Origin of the sequence: Rubricoccus marinus (assembly GCF_002257665.1) — a bacterium.
GTDB classification, from domain to species: domain Bacteria; phylum Bacteroidota; class Rhodothermia; order Rhodothermales; family Rubricoccaceae; genus Rubricoccus; species Rubricoccus marinus.
In genome coordinates, this window is record NZ_MQWB01000001.1 from 2,709,771 (window position 1) to 2,726,910 (window position 17,140).

Genomic DNA, 17,140 nt, shown 5'->3' on the forward strand with positions numbered 1-17,140 from the left:
CGCTGGCGCCAACTCGATCCGCACGTGGGGCGCGGGCGAAGCCATCGGCGTGCTGGACGAGGCGCACGAAAAGGGCCTCTCGGTCGTCTTCGGCCTGTGGACCGGGCAGGAGCGGCAGGGCTTCGATTACAACGACAGCAAGGCCGTGCAGGCGCAGCTCGCGCAGTTTCGCGAGGTCGTGCGCGAGTACAAGGACCACCCCGCGATCCTCATGTGGGGGCTGGGCAACGAGAACGACCTGTTCTACACCGACTTCAAGGTATGGGACGCGATCAACGACATCGCGGAGATGATCCACGAGGAGGACCCGAACCACCCCGTCATGCACGTCACGGCGGGACTGGACGTGGCCGAGGTGCAACTCATCATGGACCGCGCGCCTGCCATCGACGTGTACGGCATCAACACGTACGGCGAGCTCGTGGGCGGCACGAGCGAGCTCCGCTCCTACGGGTATGAAGGCCCAAGCGTAGGCACCACGCTCCGGCGCGCCGGCTGGGACGGCCCGTACGTGATCGCGGAGTGGGGCCCGGATGGGCACTGGGAAGTCCCCAAGACGGCGTGGGGCACACCCATCGAGCAGACGAGCCACGAAAAGGCGCAGATGTACCGCATCCGCTACGAGCGCGGCATCGCGGCCGACAAGGCGCGCGGCATCGGCTCCTACGCGTTCCTGTGGGGCGACAAGCAGGAGACCACGCCGACGTGGTACGGCATCTTCACGCCGGGCGGCTTCGAGACTGAGGTCTTGGACGAGCTCCAGTACCTCTGGACGGGCGCCTACCCCGACAACCGCGCGCCCGCCATCACGGCGTACACCGCCAATGGGCAGGACCGCTACGCCAGCGTCTACGCCGACGCCCGCTCCCGCGTGACCTTCGAGGCGACGGTTACGGACCCCGACGGCGACAACCTCCGCTACGAATGGGAGCTGCTGCCCGAGAGCACCGACATCCGGGCCGGCGGCGACGCCGAGGCCCGCCCCGACGCCGTCCGCATCGACGCCGTCCGCCGCGACGGTGGCACGCTCGAAATGCGCGCCCCGACGACCGACGGCCCGTACCGCATGTTCGTCTACGCCTACGACGGCAACGGAAACGTGGCCACGGCCAACTTCCCGTTCTACGTCGGCCAGCCCGCCAACTAACCTCTGGCGCGGCCCCTGCGGTTTCCGCATCGCGGCTTTGCCTTGCCCATCGCCAGAGGCCTCTGGCGACGCCTTTCTCTCCCCATCATGACGTCCCGCATCCGCCCCCTTCTTCTCGCCTTCGGGCTCCTCGCCATCGGCGCGGGCGTCGCGGTGGGCTGTGACAACTCCGTCGACCAGGTCGTCCCTGATCCGATGGCTACCCCGGACGGGTGGGCTCTGGTCTGGTCCGATGAGTTCGACGGGAGCGAAGTCGACGAGACCAAGTGGAGCATCACGTCGGGCGACGGCTGCCCGGAGCTGTGCGGGTTCGGCAACAACGAGCTCCAGATCTACACCCGGGACAACCACACGGTCGCAGACGGGCTCCTCACGATCACGGCGCGACAGGAGGCCGACGGCGGGTACACCTCGACCAAGCTGGACTCCAAGGGCAAGGGCGACTGGACGTACGGCCGGTTCGAGATCCGCGCCAAGCTCCCTCAGACGCAGGGCATCTGGCCCGCCATCTGGATGCTCTTCTCCGAGGACACCTACGGCGGCTGGGCGGCCTCTGGCGAGATCGACATCATGGAGAACATCGGCAGCCGCCCGGACGAGGTGTTCGGCACGCTGCACTACGGCGGCCCGGCGCCGGCCAACGTGTTCTCGGGCGACGAGCTCCAACTACGGGACGGCAGCACGTTCGCGGACGACTTCTACGTGTTCGCCATCGAGTGGGAAGAAGGCGAGATCCGGTGGTACGTCAACAACGTGCTCTACCAGACCCAGACCTCGGACGACTGGTACACGACGGGCAGCGACGACCCGGCGGCGCCGTTCAACCACGACTTCTTCCTGCTGCTCAACGTCGCCGTCGGCGGCAACCTCCCCGGCCCGCCGGACGAGACGACGGTCTTCCCGCAGACGATGCAGGTGGACTACGTCCGCGTGTACGAGCGCTCCGAGTAGCGCCGCCAGAGGCCTCTGGCGGCTGGGTGAGGCAGGGCCGTTGCCGGCCCGAGCCTCTGGCGCTTTCCGCAGCCATGCCGTTCGCGAACGGGCGGCTTCGTGCCTCCTTAGGCATCGCGGAGCATCTGGGCGAAGTCGTTCGGAAGCGGACTGGCCTCGATAGCCTGCGCTGTCTCCTCCACGTCGTACTCCACGCGGATGAACTCGGCAGAACAGTATCCAGGGTCTGTCTTCGGGCGCTCTGAATCGACGGTCAGCAGTACATAGCACGAGCGCGGGTCGCCGTCCTTGGGCTTGCCAACGGAGCCGATGTTGACGGCGTGTCGGTACAGCGTTTCGCCCGTCTCGGTCTCGACCGCGAGAGCCTTGTGGTACGGCTTGTGGGTGTGGCCTACGAGCATCACGTCGGCTCTAGCCTCGGTCATCCGCTTTAGGATCAAATCGTCAGGCCGGTCCTCGAACAGGTACTCATTGATCCGACGCGGACTGCCATGGACCATCAGCACCTCGATGGGTTCAGCTTTCCGCTCGCGCGGCGGCGCCAGTGTCACGCGAAGATGCCGGGGGAGACTCCGGAGATATCGCCGCGTCGCGTCGGTAACGGCCCCGTTGGTATATGCGATGGACTCAGCTCCGCGAGCTTTGTCCTCGTCGGTCAGGTAGGCGCACCCACAGTCGTCGGAGCCCAGCCCAACGCCCTCGTCGTAGTTGCCAGCGATCGTCGCAATACCCCGCTCTTGAACGGCGGTCACGACTTCATTGGGCCACGTCGCGTATCCAACAAGGTCCCCGAGGCAGTACACGGCGTCGACCTCCCCGCGGCCAAGCCGCGCGTCGATGTCGCGCAGGACCGCTTCGAGGGCGGGAAGGTTGGCGTGGACATCGGAAAAGACGGCAAACGTTGTAGTCATGAGAGGGAGTGGAGGAATGAGAGGGTCTAGACGAGAACGGCGTCGCCGGCGAGCGCGCGAAGGCGGCTCGCACCAACTGGCGGCTCGGGCAAGTACGGGAGGACCGCCAGGCGCGGACCGTCGGGCCCTGTCGGAGCGTGATCGCGCGCCACCGCCTCTATTTCTGGTCCCTCTGCCGCAGCCCGGGCCGCGAGCAGCGGATCGGTTGGACGGGCGGCAGCGAGCGAGCGGTTGACAACCCACGCGAACGGCTCAACGCCAGCACGTTGGAGGTCCGCTTGAAGCGCAGCGGCCTCACGAACCGGCGTGGTCTCCGCAAGGGTGACGACCAAAACGCGAGTAAACGCAGGGTCCTGGAGGCGCATCAGCGGCGTCGTCACGCGTCCGTCGGGAAGCCCGCTCGACCGCAAGACCTCGCGGTGGTAGCTGCCCGTCGCGTCGAGGAGCAAGAGAGTGTGGCCGGTCGGCGCTGTGTCCATCACCACAAACCCACGCGCGGCCTGACCAACAGCGCGGCTGAAGGCGTGAAACACGGCGACCTCCTCGGTGCACGGGCTCCGCAGATCCTCGAAGAGGATCTGTAGGGCGTCGCTATCGAGGCTCGCCCCCTTTGTTCGGAGCACGCGCTCGGTGTAGCGGCGAGTCTCCTCGGCCGGATCTATCCGGCTCACGGAAATCTGGCCTGGCACGTCATCACCTAGTGTGTCGCTCAGGTGCGCCGCCGGGTCGGTCGTCGTGAGGTGAACGGCGTGGCCTCGCCCGGCGAGTTCGGCGGCAACAGCTGCGGCAACGGTCGTTTTTCCCACGCCGCCTTTGCCCATCACGAGGACGAGCCCCTTTCCGTCGGCCTCCACTTCGTCTACGATTGCCGCGAGGTCGCCAACCTCGCTCGGGAGCACTGAAGAACTCACCTCTTGGGGTAGAGGACGAGCTTCGTGACCGGAGGCCAAGTCCCGGAGCGCCGACAACCCGACCAAGTTATGAGGCCGGAGCGCGAGGGTCTCAACTGGAAGCGCCGCGAGTGACGCAGGGAACTCTTCTAGCGAAACCTGTGCCTGACGTTCGATTGCCGCTGCGAGAGGGTCTCCTGGGTCTGTCGCCTGGAACATGCCGTTGACGACCAGTCGCTGCCCTGCCACGCCAAGCGCGGAGAGCTCCGCCGCGGATCGCGCCGCTTCTGCGAGCGCTGACGGCTCGGGCCGTGCCACCAACACCAGGATCGTTCGCGCGGGATCGCGAAGCGCTTGGGCCGCTGCCTGATACCTCTCGCGCTGAGTTTCCAGCCCACTTGCAGGTCCCAGGCACGAAGCCCCGCCGGGGTTCTCATCGATAAAGCCGCTCCATGCCGCAGGCAGTTCGAGAAGCCGGAGTGTGTGCCCCGTTGGAGCCGTGTCAAACACGACCACGTCGGCGCCAGAGGCCTCGCCCTCACCTGCCAACATCGATGCGAAGCGGTCGAACGCGGCGATTTCAGTCGTGCAGGCACCTGAGAGGCCTTCCTCGATGCCCCTCAAGGCATCATCAGGTAACACGCCTCGCATGGGGCCCACGACGCGCTCGCGGTACTCGCGGGCGGCCGCTTCGGGATCTACGTTGAGAGCTCGCAAGCCTGGAACCGTCGCGACGTCAGAGGCCGTCGGCCCTACGGGCGCACCGAGCACGTCGGCAAGGTTGGAGGCAGGATCGGTCGAGACGAGAAGCACGCGGCGGCCGGCGTCGGCGAGCGCAACAGCCGTCGCGCACGCCAGAGACGTTTTGCCAACGCCGCCCTTGCCCGTAAAGAAGAGAGTGGGTGTTGGGGACTCGATAAAGGACAGCATGGTGGAGGAGCGAGGGGGCAAGTACAGGGCTAGCAACACGACGAGCCGGGGCCAAAATTGGCGACGCCCAGACCGATGACGGGCATGGGGTCGGCACACACGATCGACGCTAGCTCAGCGCGGCTCGGGTACCGACCGTGCGAGACGATGCGCCCCCCAATCACGAGAAGCGGTAAGACGGACGTTCCAACGACGTTCACGGCCTGCACTACTGAGGGCTCGGCCACGAACGCCTCGGGCTGCTGAGCGAGGTTGAACCGCTCGACAGCGACGCCAGAGGCCTGCAGAGCCACAAGATCAGCGGCAAACTGGACGAGGGCTGGGTCCACATCGGGCCCGCATACGCCTGTGGAGCAACACTGTGGTGGGTCATAGACACGGAGCGTGGTCGCGCCCGTAGTCGCCGGGGGGGCGGCATCTGTCGCCGGGCGCGTGCCGCGGACGGTGATGCTGAAGAGTGAGGCTTCGGCGCCGCCGGGCAGGAGGTCGGTTGGCAGAGCGATCGGCCGCTCGGTGACGACTTCGACTCCGTCGAACCCGGCGTCAGCCAGGAGTGCGAGGTAGTCGTCCTGGTCCAGCGCGCCGGCCACACAGCCGGCGTAGAGTTCGGCGGAAGCTCGGGTGGATGCCGGCAGTTCCCCCCGGCTCACGACGTCGGAAATGCAGAAGTGGCCGCCCGGACGGAGCACGCGTGCCGTCTCGGCAAACGCCTGGGCCTTGTCGGGAACGAGGTTGAGTACGCAGTTCGAGATGACGACATCGACTGCCGCGTCGGGGAACGGGAGCGCCTCGATGTCACCGCACTCAAATCGGACGTTGGTGTACCCCAGCGCAGCAGCGTTCTGGCGAGCTTTCTCGACCATTCCGGGCGTGAAGTCGACGCCGAATACTTGCCCGCTGTCGCCGACTACGCGTCGAGCTACAAAGGCATCGAGGCCTGCACCGGCGCCGAGGTCGAGGACCCTTTGCCCCAGCGCGAGCCCAGCGTGCTCGACCGGGAGCCCACACCCGAGTCGCAGATCGGCCGCGCTGACGTACCCATCAACACCGTCATAGGCGTCGCCGATCATCTCGATCTCGGTTTCACATGAGTTGTCTGGACCGCAGCACGAGAGAGCTTCGCCGCGAGCGACAGCGGCGTACTTGTCGCGGACGGACTGGCGGAGGGCGGCGTCGGAGAGCGTGTTGGTCATGTCGGGGCGAGGAGCCGTATCAGAGAGGGAGAGCAAAGGGTGAGGGCGCGCGGTCGCCGTAAACCGCGCGGTACGCCGGGACAGCCAAGAGCGCACCTAGTGTGGGGCCGACGAGGTAGACCCAGAGAGCACTCAGCCCGCCCGCGCCGGTCGCCGCGCCGATGACGGCCGGCCCGATGGAGCGCGCCGGGTTCATAGATGCCCCCGAGATCGGGCCGCCCATCAACGCCTCGAACGCGACGGTCCCCCCGATGGCGACGCCCGCCAGAAGCCCGACCTCTCGCGCACCAACGGCTACGCCCAGGATGACGAACATGAGCAGGAACGTGAGCACGCCCTCGAGCACTCCGCTCTGAAGGGCCGTCCCACCCGGGACCGTCTGGCCCAGCGTGGTGGAGGACGGAAAAAGGGCCGCGATCAAGCCGCTGGCGACGAGGGCACCCATGACCTGAGCGAGCGCGTACGGCACGACGCGAGCAGCGGGAAACCGCCCGGCAGCCCAGAAAGCAATGGTGACAGCCGGGTTGATGTGGGCGCCAGACACCTCACCGACGCTGTAGATCACCGCCATGACCGCGAGCCCGAACGAGAGCGCTACGCCGGTGTGGCCAAGCGCCCCCGTCTGAGCGTCAACTACGACGGCGCCAGTGCCTGCGAAGACGAGGGCGAACGTGCCGAACCCCTCTGCAAGCGACGCCCGCCAGGTAGATGGAGGGAAGGCCCGTGCGGCGTCAGCAGCCATTGTCGGAGCAGTCGCCGCCTCTGGCGAGGGAGTCGAGGATGGGGCCGAGAAAGCCCAAGAACCCATCGGCGAGCCCGCGAAGCGCGTCTGCGTCGATGCAGTAGCACGACCGTGGTCCATCGACCTCACCGCGGACGAGGCCCGCCGCTTTGAGCGCCTTCAGGTGCTGGGAGACCGTGGCCTGAGCCAGGGGGAGTTCGTCGACGACCTCGCCGCAGACGCACGTTCCGCGCGCGGCCAACGTCTGCATGATGGCGAGCCGCGCCGGGTGGCCAAGTGCTTTAGCGGCCTGAGCGAGGCGCACGAGGTCGGGGGGGAAGAGGTCTGTCTTGGCTTGCATAGTCATCGCTTATCGTAGATATACGATAGCTACAATGTCCTTCCCTGTCAACCTCGAGGACCGCTCTCCCTCCTACTTGCGAACGAACGCCAGAGGCTCCGGCCGTAGACAGACCAGAACGTGACCTGCCTCTGGCGCCGACTGGACCGAGACATGGCACCGCGAGCGCACGATAGCCGGGCGGTTCAGGAGCCGCTGGCGCGTGGTCACAAGGCCTCCAGTCCAGTCCGCCTCACCCGGCAGGTCGCTAGCGACCTCGCGCGGCGCGAGACCGCAGAGCGATGGACGCTAGATGTCGCAGCTCACCCGCATCGCGATCGCGCAAGTAGCAGCCCCAACCAGACCATGCGTAATCGCACGCCCCCATTCCCGCCCGTGCACCCGCAGCGCTACGCGGCGCTTGGTAGCGATGGCATAAGCCCCACCTCGATCCTCGCGATGGAGCCCGTGCGGCCGAAGACCTCTGCGCTGGCCTCTGGCGAAAGCGCCGCACCGTCTACCTCCGTCGTTTCGCCAGAGGCTGCGACGAGGCGGAGCGACGGCGCCTCGGACCGCGTATAGACGACCGGCACCTGGCAATACGTGAACGCCAGCGAGCCGGCGTGGAGCGCGAGCGTTTGGGCGTCGCCGTGGACGTCCACGAAGTGGAACGTGGCGCTCTCGGTCAGGAACTCGTCCGCGCGCAAGAGGCTCGGGCGGAACACGATCCGGCCCCCTTCGATGTGCACGCCGAGCTCGCCCCAACGGCACAGGATGTCCTCTTTGACCTGCCCGGTCATGCCGGGCTGCTTGGCGCCCGCGTGGCCCGGCGTGTGGGAGTACGCGTCGGTCGGGAAGGCGCCGTAGGCCTGGGGCGTTTTGCTGCCGCCGAGACCAGCGCGGATGTCGTAGTACGCCTCGGCGAGCGCATCCAGCGTGCCAGCATCGGCGCCCGCGTCGTGAGCGCGAAGAAAGGTCTCCTGCGCGGCGAGCGCGAGCTTGGAGACCATGTGCCAATAGATGCTGCCCAGCCCTTCGTAGCCGAAGAATGTGCCGGAGCGGCCGGTGTACGCGCGGTGGTCGAACACCTCCTCGAAGGTCGCCAGCACGCCAGAGGCCTCTTGCGCGACGAGGTCCGCGTGGGGGCCGGTGCGTAACGCGTCGAGCGCGACTTCGAGGTCGGTTTTGTTGCGGAAGGCGCCGTTGAAGTGGACGCCGCCTCGCACGTCGCGCACGACGACGCTCGTGTCGCCCGCATCGAGGAGCGCCTGCAACAGCGGTGACGACTCGACGGCCTCTGGCGGGACGTTGTTCTTCTCCAGAAAGCTCGGGAGCTCGCGGTCCGGGTAGAGTCGGTAGCTGTGCTGGTCGGCGCGGTAGATGCCGCTGGCGCGGAGCGCGCGGAGCACGTCCAGCGAGGCCTGGGGCGAGAGCACGCCCGCGTCCAGCGCGGCGACCTGCCCTTCGAGCATGGCGTAGAGATGGCCCACGCCGATCTCGTCGCCAGAGGCCGTCATGAGGTTGTAGGCGTGGTACAGCCCGTCCTCGCGGCGGTTGACGGCGATGGTGTGGTCCGCGAAGGCCTGCGCGCGGTCCAGCAGCGCGCGGACGTTACTCAGCGGCACCTCGCGGACGTCGCCCGAGAGCCCATCGGCGTAGAGCCTCTGGCGGTAGGCGCTGCCCGCCTCACCGAGTGCGTCCACGACCTCTTTGCGCTCGGCGTCCGTCAGGTCGCGGTCGGCACGGTCCGCGAAGCGCCCGAACGCGTCGGAGACGGCATTGAGCAGGTCGGCGACCTCGGCGGAGAGCTCGACGCTCTCGCCAGAGGCCGGCGCGAGGATCTCGCGCAGCACGTCGAGGTAGCGGCGGAGCGCGAACAGCGTCACCATGGAGACGCCGTAGCCGACGAGGGCGTTGTTGGCGTCGTTCCACTCGGGGCGCTGCGTGTTCATCCAGATGCCGCCCTCGGGGATGAAGTTGGTCAGCTTCGCGAGGAGTGGGACGAGCAGCTTCTCCGCGAGCGTGACGAGCAGTACATCGCCAGAGGCATCCTGGAGCAGCTTGCCGTCGGCGCCGATGGCCTCGACACGGCGCTCGATCTCCTCCTCCAACTCGGCGTCGAACTCGACGGTGTCGTGCGGATCGCGCAAGAGGTCGGCGTACGGCTTGATGCGGTACGGGACGTTGGCGTACGAGAACCGGCGGCGCGAGAGGAGCGCATCCAGACGCCCCGGGTGGTGCGCGCCCGAAAGGACGAGCAGCCGCAGGAGGTAGATCAGCTGGTGATCTCCCCAGTAGCCGATGTAGCTCCACGGGTCGTCGGGCTCGATGGTCTCCCAGTCGATGCCCTCGTCGGTGATGCGGTACGGGTTGTAGCCGTCTGCGGTGGAGGCGCCGAGGAACGTGGCGATAAAGCCCTCCAGGTACTCCGGGTACGAGCGGCCAAGCGCTTCCCAGTTCTGGAAGATGTCGCGCCAGTTGCCTTCGTAGCCGCGCTTGATGCTCCCGTCCTCGTTTTTGAGGTCGATGGTAAAGTGGTTCCACGGGCGGCTGGGGTCGCCGTGGCGCCGGCTAAAGCTCAGCGGCAGGTACGCCGCGCACAGCCGCTCAAGCTGCGGGCCTCTGGCGCGCGAGTCCTCGCGCAGCGCCTGGACGGTTACGCGCTCGGGGAGGCTATCGAAGAAGTCCGCGTGGGCGTCCGCCAGAGGCCGGTTGTGGTGCGCCACGTACGCGCGCACATCGTCGCGGACCAGGCTGTAGCCCTCGTCGAAGACGCCGCCGCGCATGATGTTGAACATCACGTTCATGCGGTGGCGCGCGGTCGTCATCGGCTCGGCGGTCAGTTGCTCGGCGTCGGCACCAGCGGCCAGGCGGCACAGCCGCTCCGTTCCCGCCTGCACGTCCGCGGCGACGGCCGTTCTCAAGTAGTCCAGCTTGCCGGCCTCGGGGCTCAGCAGGTCGACAAGCGCGATCACGTCCGCCGCGTCCTGCTCAATGTCCGCGACGGTCTCCCAACTCTTCGACTCGCCCCCGCCGAGCTCGACGGTGGCCTCGATGAAGTACGCGCCGCGCTCGGCGCGGACGGCGTCTTCTGGCGCCAGAGGCTGGCCCGTGCGGAAGCGGTCGAGCTGGCGCGAGGAGAGCAGGATCGTGTCGGGGTCGAGGCCGACGGACCAGACGACTGTGGCCTTAAGCGCTTCGCTGGGCTCGGCCTTGTCGACGGGGATCGCGCTCAGCGTGAACAGGCCGAGCGTGGTGCCGCTGACGCGTTCGTTCTTTTTGTAGGCGTCGGTCAGCACGCTGCGCGTCGCCTGCATCTCGCGGCTGATGCCGTACGGCATGAGGTTCTGCAGCCCGTCCAAAACGCGGACGCGCGCGCCCGCTTCCGCGGTGAGCTCGGAGCGCTTGACGAAGCCGAACCGCTCGCTCGTGCACCACGTGACGGCAAACGTCAGGCCGAGGTCGTCGTTGGTCTCCTCGAACCGGAGGCGGTCGCCCTGCAGGCTCTTGGTCAGGCTCCGCCGCGTGCGGTAGACGCCCGCGTAGCGGTCCGAGAACGGCTCCCAGAGCCTGGCGCGCGCGGCGCTCTCGCCGTCGCCAGAGGCCTCTGGCGTGACGAGGAGGAGCGTCTTGCTGCCCGTCTGGCCCTGCGCGTCGTGGATGCGGTCGACGGTCTCGTAGGGGAACAGCGGGTGGTCCGGCGAGTGGCGCCCGGCGCTGAGCGAGCCCAGACTGCTCGCGAACAGCCAATGGTCGGCGTCGCTGACGACGCTGACGAAAAAGGGCGCCATCCGGTCGACGTTCTCGATCCGGTAGCTCTCCACCCCGTCGACGGTCACGAACTCCCCCCGTACGGCTCCCGCGTTGCGCTGCACCGCGCGGTCTCCGATGGCAACCCCTAGCGCGTCGGCCTCTGGCGCTAGCGGCGCGTCCGTCGTCTTGTTCGTGCGTGTCATCGTGGTCTCGCCTCCCCTCTCGCCCGGGCGTTCTCCCCGCGAAAGCGGGAATTCAGAGCGGCAAGCAAGAGAGGAATCAGGTCTCGGGAAATCAGGAAAAGAAGCCGGCGGGGTCCCGCGTCTCAGAGTGGGCGCGTGATCGGCGCCTCTGGCGCCAGAGGCTAGTCCACCGGCTCGTAGTCGCCGACGTGGAAGGGGATGTTGGCGTGCGCGGCGTGGTTCTGGCCGTCGAAGACGTACACGAAGAGGCGGTAGGCGCCGGGCGTCTCGGGCGCAGTTACCGCTACCTCGGCGGCCTCTGGCGCGTCGATGGAGCCGGGGATGAGCTGCGGGACGGACTCGTCATCGCCGCCTTCGCTGAGGTCTTTTTGCTCCTCGCGGACCTCCCAGCGGTAGCGGAGGCCGTCGCCGTCGGGGTCGGACGAGGAGACGGCCGCGGGTACGGTCTGGCCGGGGTCGAGTTGGATGGCGTCGAGCGCGCCGCGGCCGTCGAGCGTGACGGCATCGAGGCGGGGAGCGCGGTTGGCGGGGACCTTCTCGGTCCACAGCTCCTCCATCGTGCCGATGGATTCGGTCTCTTCGCCAGAGGCCAAGAACATGCCGTACCACGTGTCCGTGCGCTCCTGCTTCTGGCCCCAGAGGAACACGTAGGAGCCCAGGATCTGCTCGCGGTTGCTCAGGATGGCCGTGCGGTAGCGGGAGCCGTAGAGGTCGGCTTTGACCGACGAGTTGTTCTCGATCGGCGCGCCCCAGGGTGTTGTAGGTACTTCCCAGTGGCCCGTCGCGCCCCACTCGGTGATGACGAGCGGGCCGTCCCAGCCGGCGTCCGCGATGCGCTGCGGAAGGTTCTCGATGTCGGCGTACATCTGGATGCTGAGCAGGTCCAGGCTCGGCGCGCGCTCGCGGATGTCCTCCACCAACTCGGGGCCGATGCCCGCGAGCATCGTCGTGGTCGGGTGGTTGGGGTCCACCTCGTGGATCATCTCGCTGATGCCGTTGACGGCGTCCCAGACCGCCGGGTTGTCGGCGCCCAGGTTGAGCTCGTTGCCGATGCCCCACATGAGGAGCGCCGGGTGGTCCTTGAGCTCCATCACCTCGGCGCGCACGCGCTCTAGTTGCGCCGCGACCGCTTCCTCATCGTCATAATCGAAGCCGAACACGCCTCGCCCCTGCCCCTCGCGCTCGCGGGCGATCTCCAGGCCCATCGTGACCATCAGGCCCGCGGCGTGAGCGCGGTCCAGCACCTCCTTGCCTGTGGCCTCGCCGTTGTCCGTCCGCCACGTGCGGAACGAGTTGGCGCCGTGCGCCGCGAGGGCCTCCACGTCGCCGAATTCCAGCCCGGCGCCCTTGATGTAGAACGGTTCGCCGTCCACGAACAGCCCGTAGCCGGTGCTGTCGCCGCGGACCTCCACCTTCGCGGGTCCCTCGGTGGCGGCCACGGCGGTCTCGCCAGAGGCCTCTGGCGCGGACGGGTTGCACGCAGCGAGAGCGAAGAGGCCCAGGAGGGCGCAGCAGGAGCGGAACAGCATGGGAGAGCGGGAATGCGTGGATGGCGCCAGAAGCCGGGCCTCTGGCGCCAGAGGCTAGATGGCCGGTGAGACCTGCGGCGCCTCGGGCGCGCGGACCAGTTGGGCCTCCAGCTCTTCGAGCGACTTGCCCTTGGTCTCGGGGACGACGAACAGGACGAACACCAGGCCAAAGGCGGCGATCACGCCGAAGACGGCGAACGTCGTCGCAGCGCCGAGGGCGGCGAGTTCGACGGGGAAGATCTGCTGCACGGCAAAGCTCACCGCCGAGTTGATCAGCCCCACGAACGAGATGGCGATGCCGCGGATGCGGTTGGGGAACAGCTCGGAAAAGAGCACCCACATCACCGGCCCGAGCGAGACCGCGAAGGCGGCCACAAAGCCCAGGATGCCGATCAGGATCAGCGTCGGGTTGATGGTGATCGCCGAGGTGATCAGCGGCGCCTCGTACTCCGTCGCCGCGGACTCGCCGAGGGCGCCCTGGAGCGCCGTCTTAAAGGCCACGTCGTTGCCGTACGTCTGCCCCACGAGAGGCGCCAGCGCGGCGGCCTGCTCACCGGTCATGCCCTCTGGGACGCCAGAGTCCGTCTCGGTTGTTGCTGCCTGGAGGTCGGGGAGCGTGTAGGTGGCCTGGCCGAAGCCGTACGCCAGGAGTCCCATCGCGAGCGTGATGCCAATCAGGCCGCCGATGAGCAGCGGCTTACGCCCGAGCTTGTCGATCAGCGCGATGGCAATCAGCGTGAACACGAGGTTGATGACGCCCACGAAGATGGCCTGCACAAACGACGCGTCGGTCCCGATGCCGGACTGCTCGAAAATGGTCGGCGCGTAGAAGAACACGGCGTTGATGCCCGTCGCCTGCTGCACGATGCCGATCACGACGCCGATGGTGACCACGAGCCGGAGCGAGGGCATAAAGAGCTCCCGGAGGCTGCCCTTCTCCTTCTGCGCATCCGCGGCCATGCTCTTCTGGATCTCGTCCATCTCCTGCATCGCCGCCACGTTGCCGACGGCCATCTGCATGATGGGCAGCGCCTCGTCCTTGCGGCCCTTCATGAGCAGCCAGCGCGGGCTCTGCGGCACGAAGAACAGCCCGACGAAGTACAGGACCGCTGGGAGCGCCTCTAGGCCGAGCATCCAGCGCCAGGGGCTCTCCACAAACCCCATCGACTGCGCCCACTCGGCGGGGGAGTCCGCGAGCTGGAGGATGAGGTAGTTGGTAAAGAACGCGACGGTGATGCCGAGAACGATGTTGAGCTGGTTGAACGACACCATCCGGCCGCGCGACTCCGGCGGCGCGATCTCCGCGATGTAGAGCGGCGCGATGATGAGCGAGGCGCCAACGCCGAAGCCGCCGATCATGCGCGCGATCACAAGCGTCACAAACGAGGGCGCAAACGCCGACGCAATGGCCGAGATGGCGTACAGCGTCGCGGCCACGAACAGCACGTTCCGGCGCCCAAAGCGGTCGCTGAGCGGCCCCGATACCATCATCGCGAGCGTCGCCGTGAGCGTCAGCGAGGCGACGGAGAAGCCGAGCTGGCCCTTCGTGAGCGCGAACTCGGTCTCGATAAACCCGACGACGCCCGAGATGACGGAGGCGTCGAAGCCCATGAGGAAGCCGCCGAGCGCTACGATGAGCGCGGTTCGGACGACGTAGAAGCGATTCGGCATAGACCCTCAGGAAGATGTGGGAGAGCGCCTGGGTCCCCTCCTCTGCCCCCCCGGACCGCGCCGGGGGCCTCTGGCGGAGGCGTAGATTGCGGACCTGAAAACGTTTTCAGACGTTCAGCATGATAGAACCCTGAAGGCTACGGGCGCAAGCGCTTCCAGCCGCCTCTGGCGCCCATAGACCGGCCTTCAGCCCACCTGCCACGCCCCCCGATGCGTCTCTGTTTCCTGGCCTTCGCGCTTGTCCTCACCAGTTGCGGTGGCGCCCGCGTGCCCGCGCCAGAGGCGCCCCGCCCGGCCTCTGGCGAACCGGCGCCCGACACGCCGGCGCAGATCCAGACGCCGAGCGCAGCCGGGAACACGGCGCCCGGCCTCGCCTCTGGCGACTCGACGCGCGTCGCGCCCGACGCCTCGCGCCTGTCGCTGGCGCCGCGTGGCCCGGTCCAGACCGATCTGGCCGACTCCCAGGTCTACCTCCGCGAGGCGAGCGTCCACCCGGCGCCAGAGGCCGATCCCCGCGTCGACGCGCTGCTGGGGCAGATGACGCTGGAGGAGAAGGTGGGCCAGATGACGCAGATCACCCTAGAGGTCATCGCGGACAAGCGCCAGAGGCCGTACATGGTGGACCGCGCCAAGCTGCGCCGCGCTGTGGAGGATTTCCACGTCGGCAGCGTGCTCAACGTGGTGGACGAGGCCTACACCGTAGACGAGTGGCGCGAGATCACGGGCGTCGTCGACAGCCTCTCGCGCGCCTCGCGGCTGGGCGTGCCGGTCCTCTACGGCATCGACGCCGTGCACGGCGCCAACTACACGCGCGGCGCGGCGCTCGTGCCGCAGAACATCGGGCTCGCGGCCACCTTTAACCCGGCGCTCGTGCAAGAGGCCGCGGCGGTCACGGCGCGCGACATCCGCGCGGGCGGTCTGCCGTGGGACTTCGCGCCCGTTCTCGACATCGGTCGCCACGTCGCGTGGTCGCGCTTCTACGAGACGTTCGGCGAGGACGTGCACCTCGCGAGCGTGATGGGTGTGGCCCAGGTGCGTGGGCTCGAAGGCGACGACCTCGCCTCTGGCGTCCGCGCCGCGGCCACAGGCAAGCACTTCCTGGGCTACAGCGGCCCGCGAACAGGCCGCGACCGCAGCAGCGCATTTATCACCGAGCGCGAGTTGCGCGAGTACTACGTCCCGCCGTTCCAGGCCGCCATCGACGCGGGCGTGGCGACGATCATGATCAACTCGGGCGACATCAACGGCGTCCCCGTCCACGCCAGCCATGACCTCCTCACGGGCCTCTTGCGCGACGAGATGGGCTTCGAGGGCGTAGCGGTCACGGACTGGGAGGACATCAAAAAGCTCGCGACCCTGCACCGCGTCGCGGAGAATGAGCGCGAGGCGACCAAGATGGCCGTGCTCGCGGGCGTGGACCTCAGCATGGTGCCCAACGACTTCTCGTTCCACACCACGCTCGTGAGCCTCGTGCGCGACGGCGAGGTGCCTCTGGCGCGCATCGACCAGGCCGTGCGGCGCATCCTCACGCTTAAGAGCCGCCTCGGCCTGCTGGACGCGCCCGCCGCCACCGGGTCGACGCCAGAGGCCGTGACCGCGCCCGCCTCGCGCGCGCTCGCGCTCCAAGCCGCTCGCGAGTCCATCACCCTCCTCCGTAACCGACCGGACGCCTCTGGCGCCCCGCTCCTGCCGCTCTCGCCAGAGGCCAACGTCTTCGTGACTGGCCCAGCCGCCACGTCCATGCGCGCGCTCAACAACGGCTGGACCTATACGTGGCAGGGCGACGGCCGCGCCGACCTCTACATGCCCGAAGGCCGGACCGTCCTAGACGGCATCCGCGCCATCGCGCCAGAGGCCACCTACGAGCCGGGCGCAGGATTCGACGGGAGCCTGGACCTGGAGGCTGCGGCCTCTGGTGCCCGCGCCGCCGATGTGGCGGTCGTCGTGCTAGGCGAGGAATCGTACGCCGAGGTGCCGGGCAGCGTGACCGACATGTGGCTGCCCGACGCCCAACTCGCGCTGCTGGACGCCGTCGCCGCGACGGGCACGCCGGTCGTGCTGGTTCTGGTAGAGGGCCGTCCGCGCATTCTGGGCGAGCACGAAGCGGGCGCCGACGCGCTCGTGATGGCCTACAACCCGAGCCACGAGGGCGGCCAGGCCATTGCCGAGGTGCTGTTCGGCCGCGTCAACCCGAGCGGGCGCCTGCCGTTCACCTACCCCTCCGGCCCCAACATGCTCGTCGCGTACGACCGCACGCTCTCGGACGACGTGGACACGAGCTACGGCTTTACCGGCTTCCAGCCTCTGGCGCGCTTCGGCGACGGCTTTGGCTACACGACGTTTGCGACCTCGGGCCTCACCGTCGCGCCAGAGGCCGAGATAGGCGAGCCTCTGGCGGTAACGGTCACCGTCCAAAACACCGGGGCCGTGGCCGGACACGAAGTCGTGCTGCTCTACGTCTCCGACACGGTGGCGAGCGTCGCGCCCGCGACTGAGCGACTCGCGCGTTTCGCGAAGGTCTACCTGGAGCCCGGCGAGAGCCGCACGCTCACGTTCTCGCTCGATCCCGCCGCGCTCTCGTTCGTGGACGCCAGAGGCCGCCGATTGGTGGAGCCGGGCGCGTTCTCGGTCCGCGTCGCGGATCAGACGGCCGAATTCGTGCTCACCGGCGACGCGCCGCTCGTCCTCTCCACGCCCGCGCGATAGCGCCTCACCTATCGCCTGGAACAGACGCTCCGTTCACTTCCGCTACGCTCCATCCTGGGCCTCTGGCGGCGAGATCCTTTGCGCCAATCCGGACGGCCGCGGTAAGGCTAGGCGCGAGATGGAGTCTTGCCCACTTCGATGACCGCTTCTAGCGATTCGCCGACGTACACAAGGCCGCGAATGGCCATGCCAAGG

General features: G+C 68.0%; 11 protein-coding genes. 3 read left to right on the forward strand and 8 right to left on the reverse strand.

All coding sequences use genetic code 11. The annotated features are described in order from the left end of the window. Together BSZ36_RS11465 and BSZ36_RS11470 are read left to right on the forward strand one after the other, a co-directional pair. Positions 1–1,147: glycoside hydrolase family 2 TIM barrel-domain containing protein (locus tag BSZ36_RS11465; protein WP_094549052.1), on the forward strand; the 1,147-nt coding region annotated here is incomplete at its 5' end. A gap of 87 nt (positions 1,148–1,234) precedes the next feature. Beyond that, the gene (locus BSZ36_RS11470) at positions 1,235–2,098 is read left to right on the forward strand and encodes a glycoside hydrolase family 16 protein (RefSeq protein WP_094549054.1); all 864 of its coding nucleotides are present in this window, start codon (positions 1,235–1,237) and stop codon (positions 2,096–2,098) included. 107 nt (positions 2,099–2,205) lie between these two features. Here the strand turns inward: BSZ36_RS11470 and BSZ36_RS11475 are convergent, their stop codons facing one another. The 8 genes from BSZ36_RS11475 to BSZ36_RS11510 form a co-directional block, all read right to left on the reverse strand. Then, a complete protein-coding gene (locus BSZ36_RS11475; protein ID WP_094549056.1) occupies positions 2,206–3,009 on the reverse strand; it encodes a metallophosphoesterase family protein in 804 nt (267 codons plus the stop codon). A 26-nt stretch (positions 3,010–3,035) separates the two neighbouring features. After that, positions 3,036–4,829 (reverse strand): arsenical pump-driving ATPase, encoded by a 1,794-nt coding sequence (gene arsA, locus BSZ36_RS11480; RefSeq protein WP_094549058.1) that lies wholly within the window; start codon positions 4,827–4,829, stop codon positions 3,036–3,038. Positions 4,830–4,858: 29 nt separating this feature from the next. After that, positions 4,859–6,022, reverse strand: a complete 1,164-nt coding sequence (gene arsD, locus BSZ36_RS11485) for an arsenite efflux transporter metallochaperone ArsD (protein WP_094549060.1) — start codon at positions 6,020–6,022, stop codon at positions 4,859–4,861. 19 nt (positions 6,023–6,041) lie between these two features. Further along, a complete protein-coding gene (locus BSZ36_RS11490; protein WP_094549062.1) occupies positions 6,042–6,764 on the reverse strand; it encodes an MIP/aquaporin family protein in 723 nt (240 codons plus the stop codon). Beyond that, entirely contained in the window at positions 6,754–7,104 is a 351-nt protein-coding gene (locus BSZ36_RS11495) for an ArsR/SmtB family transcription factor (RefSeq protein ID WP_218827652.1), read from the reverse strand. The genes BSZ36_RS11490 and BSZ36_RS11495 overlap by 11 nt, the downstream gene beginning before the upstream one ends. Before the next feature lie 389 nt (positions 7,105–7,493). Next, the gene (locus BSZ36_RS11500; RefSeq protein WP_218827653.1) at positions 7,494–11,039 is read right to left on the reverse strand and encodes a hypothetical protein; all 3,546 of its coding nucleotides are present in this window, start codon (positions 11,037–11,039) and stop codon (positions 7,494–7,496) included. Positions 11,040–11,200: 161 nt separating this feature from the next. Next, on the reverse strand, positions 11,201–12,568 hold the full coding sequence (locus tag BSZ36_RS11505; protein WP_143536875.1) for a glycoside hydrolase family 2 TIM barrel-domain containing protein: 1,368 nt from the start codon (positions 12,566–12,568) through the stop codon (positions 11,201–11,203). Positions 12,569–12,622: 54 nt separating this feature from the next. Beyond that, the gene (locus BSZ36_RS11510; protein ID WP_094549066.1) at positions 12,623–14,239 is read right to left on the reverse strand and encodes a sugar porter family MFS transporter; all 1,617 of its coding nucleotides are present in this window, start codon (positions 14,237–14,239) and stop codon (positions 12,623–12,625) included. Positions 14,240–14,449: 210 nt separating this feature from the next. Here BSZ36_RS11510 and BSZ36_RS11515 point away from each other — a divergent pair, with 210 nt between their 5' ends. Continuing rightward, on the forward strand, positions 14,450–16,945 hold the full coding sequence (locus BSZ36_RS11515; RefSeq protein WP_094549068.1) for a glycoside hydrolase family 3 N-terminal domain-containing protein: 2,496 nt from the start codon (positions 14,450–14,452) through the stop codon (positions 16,943–16,945). The last annotated feature ends 195 nt before the right edge of the window (positions 16,946–17,140 follow it).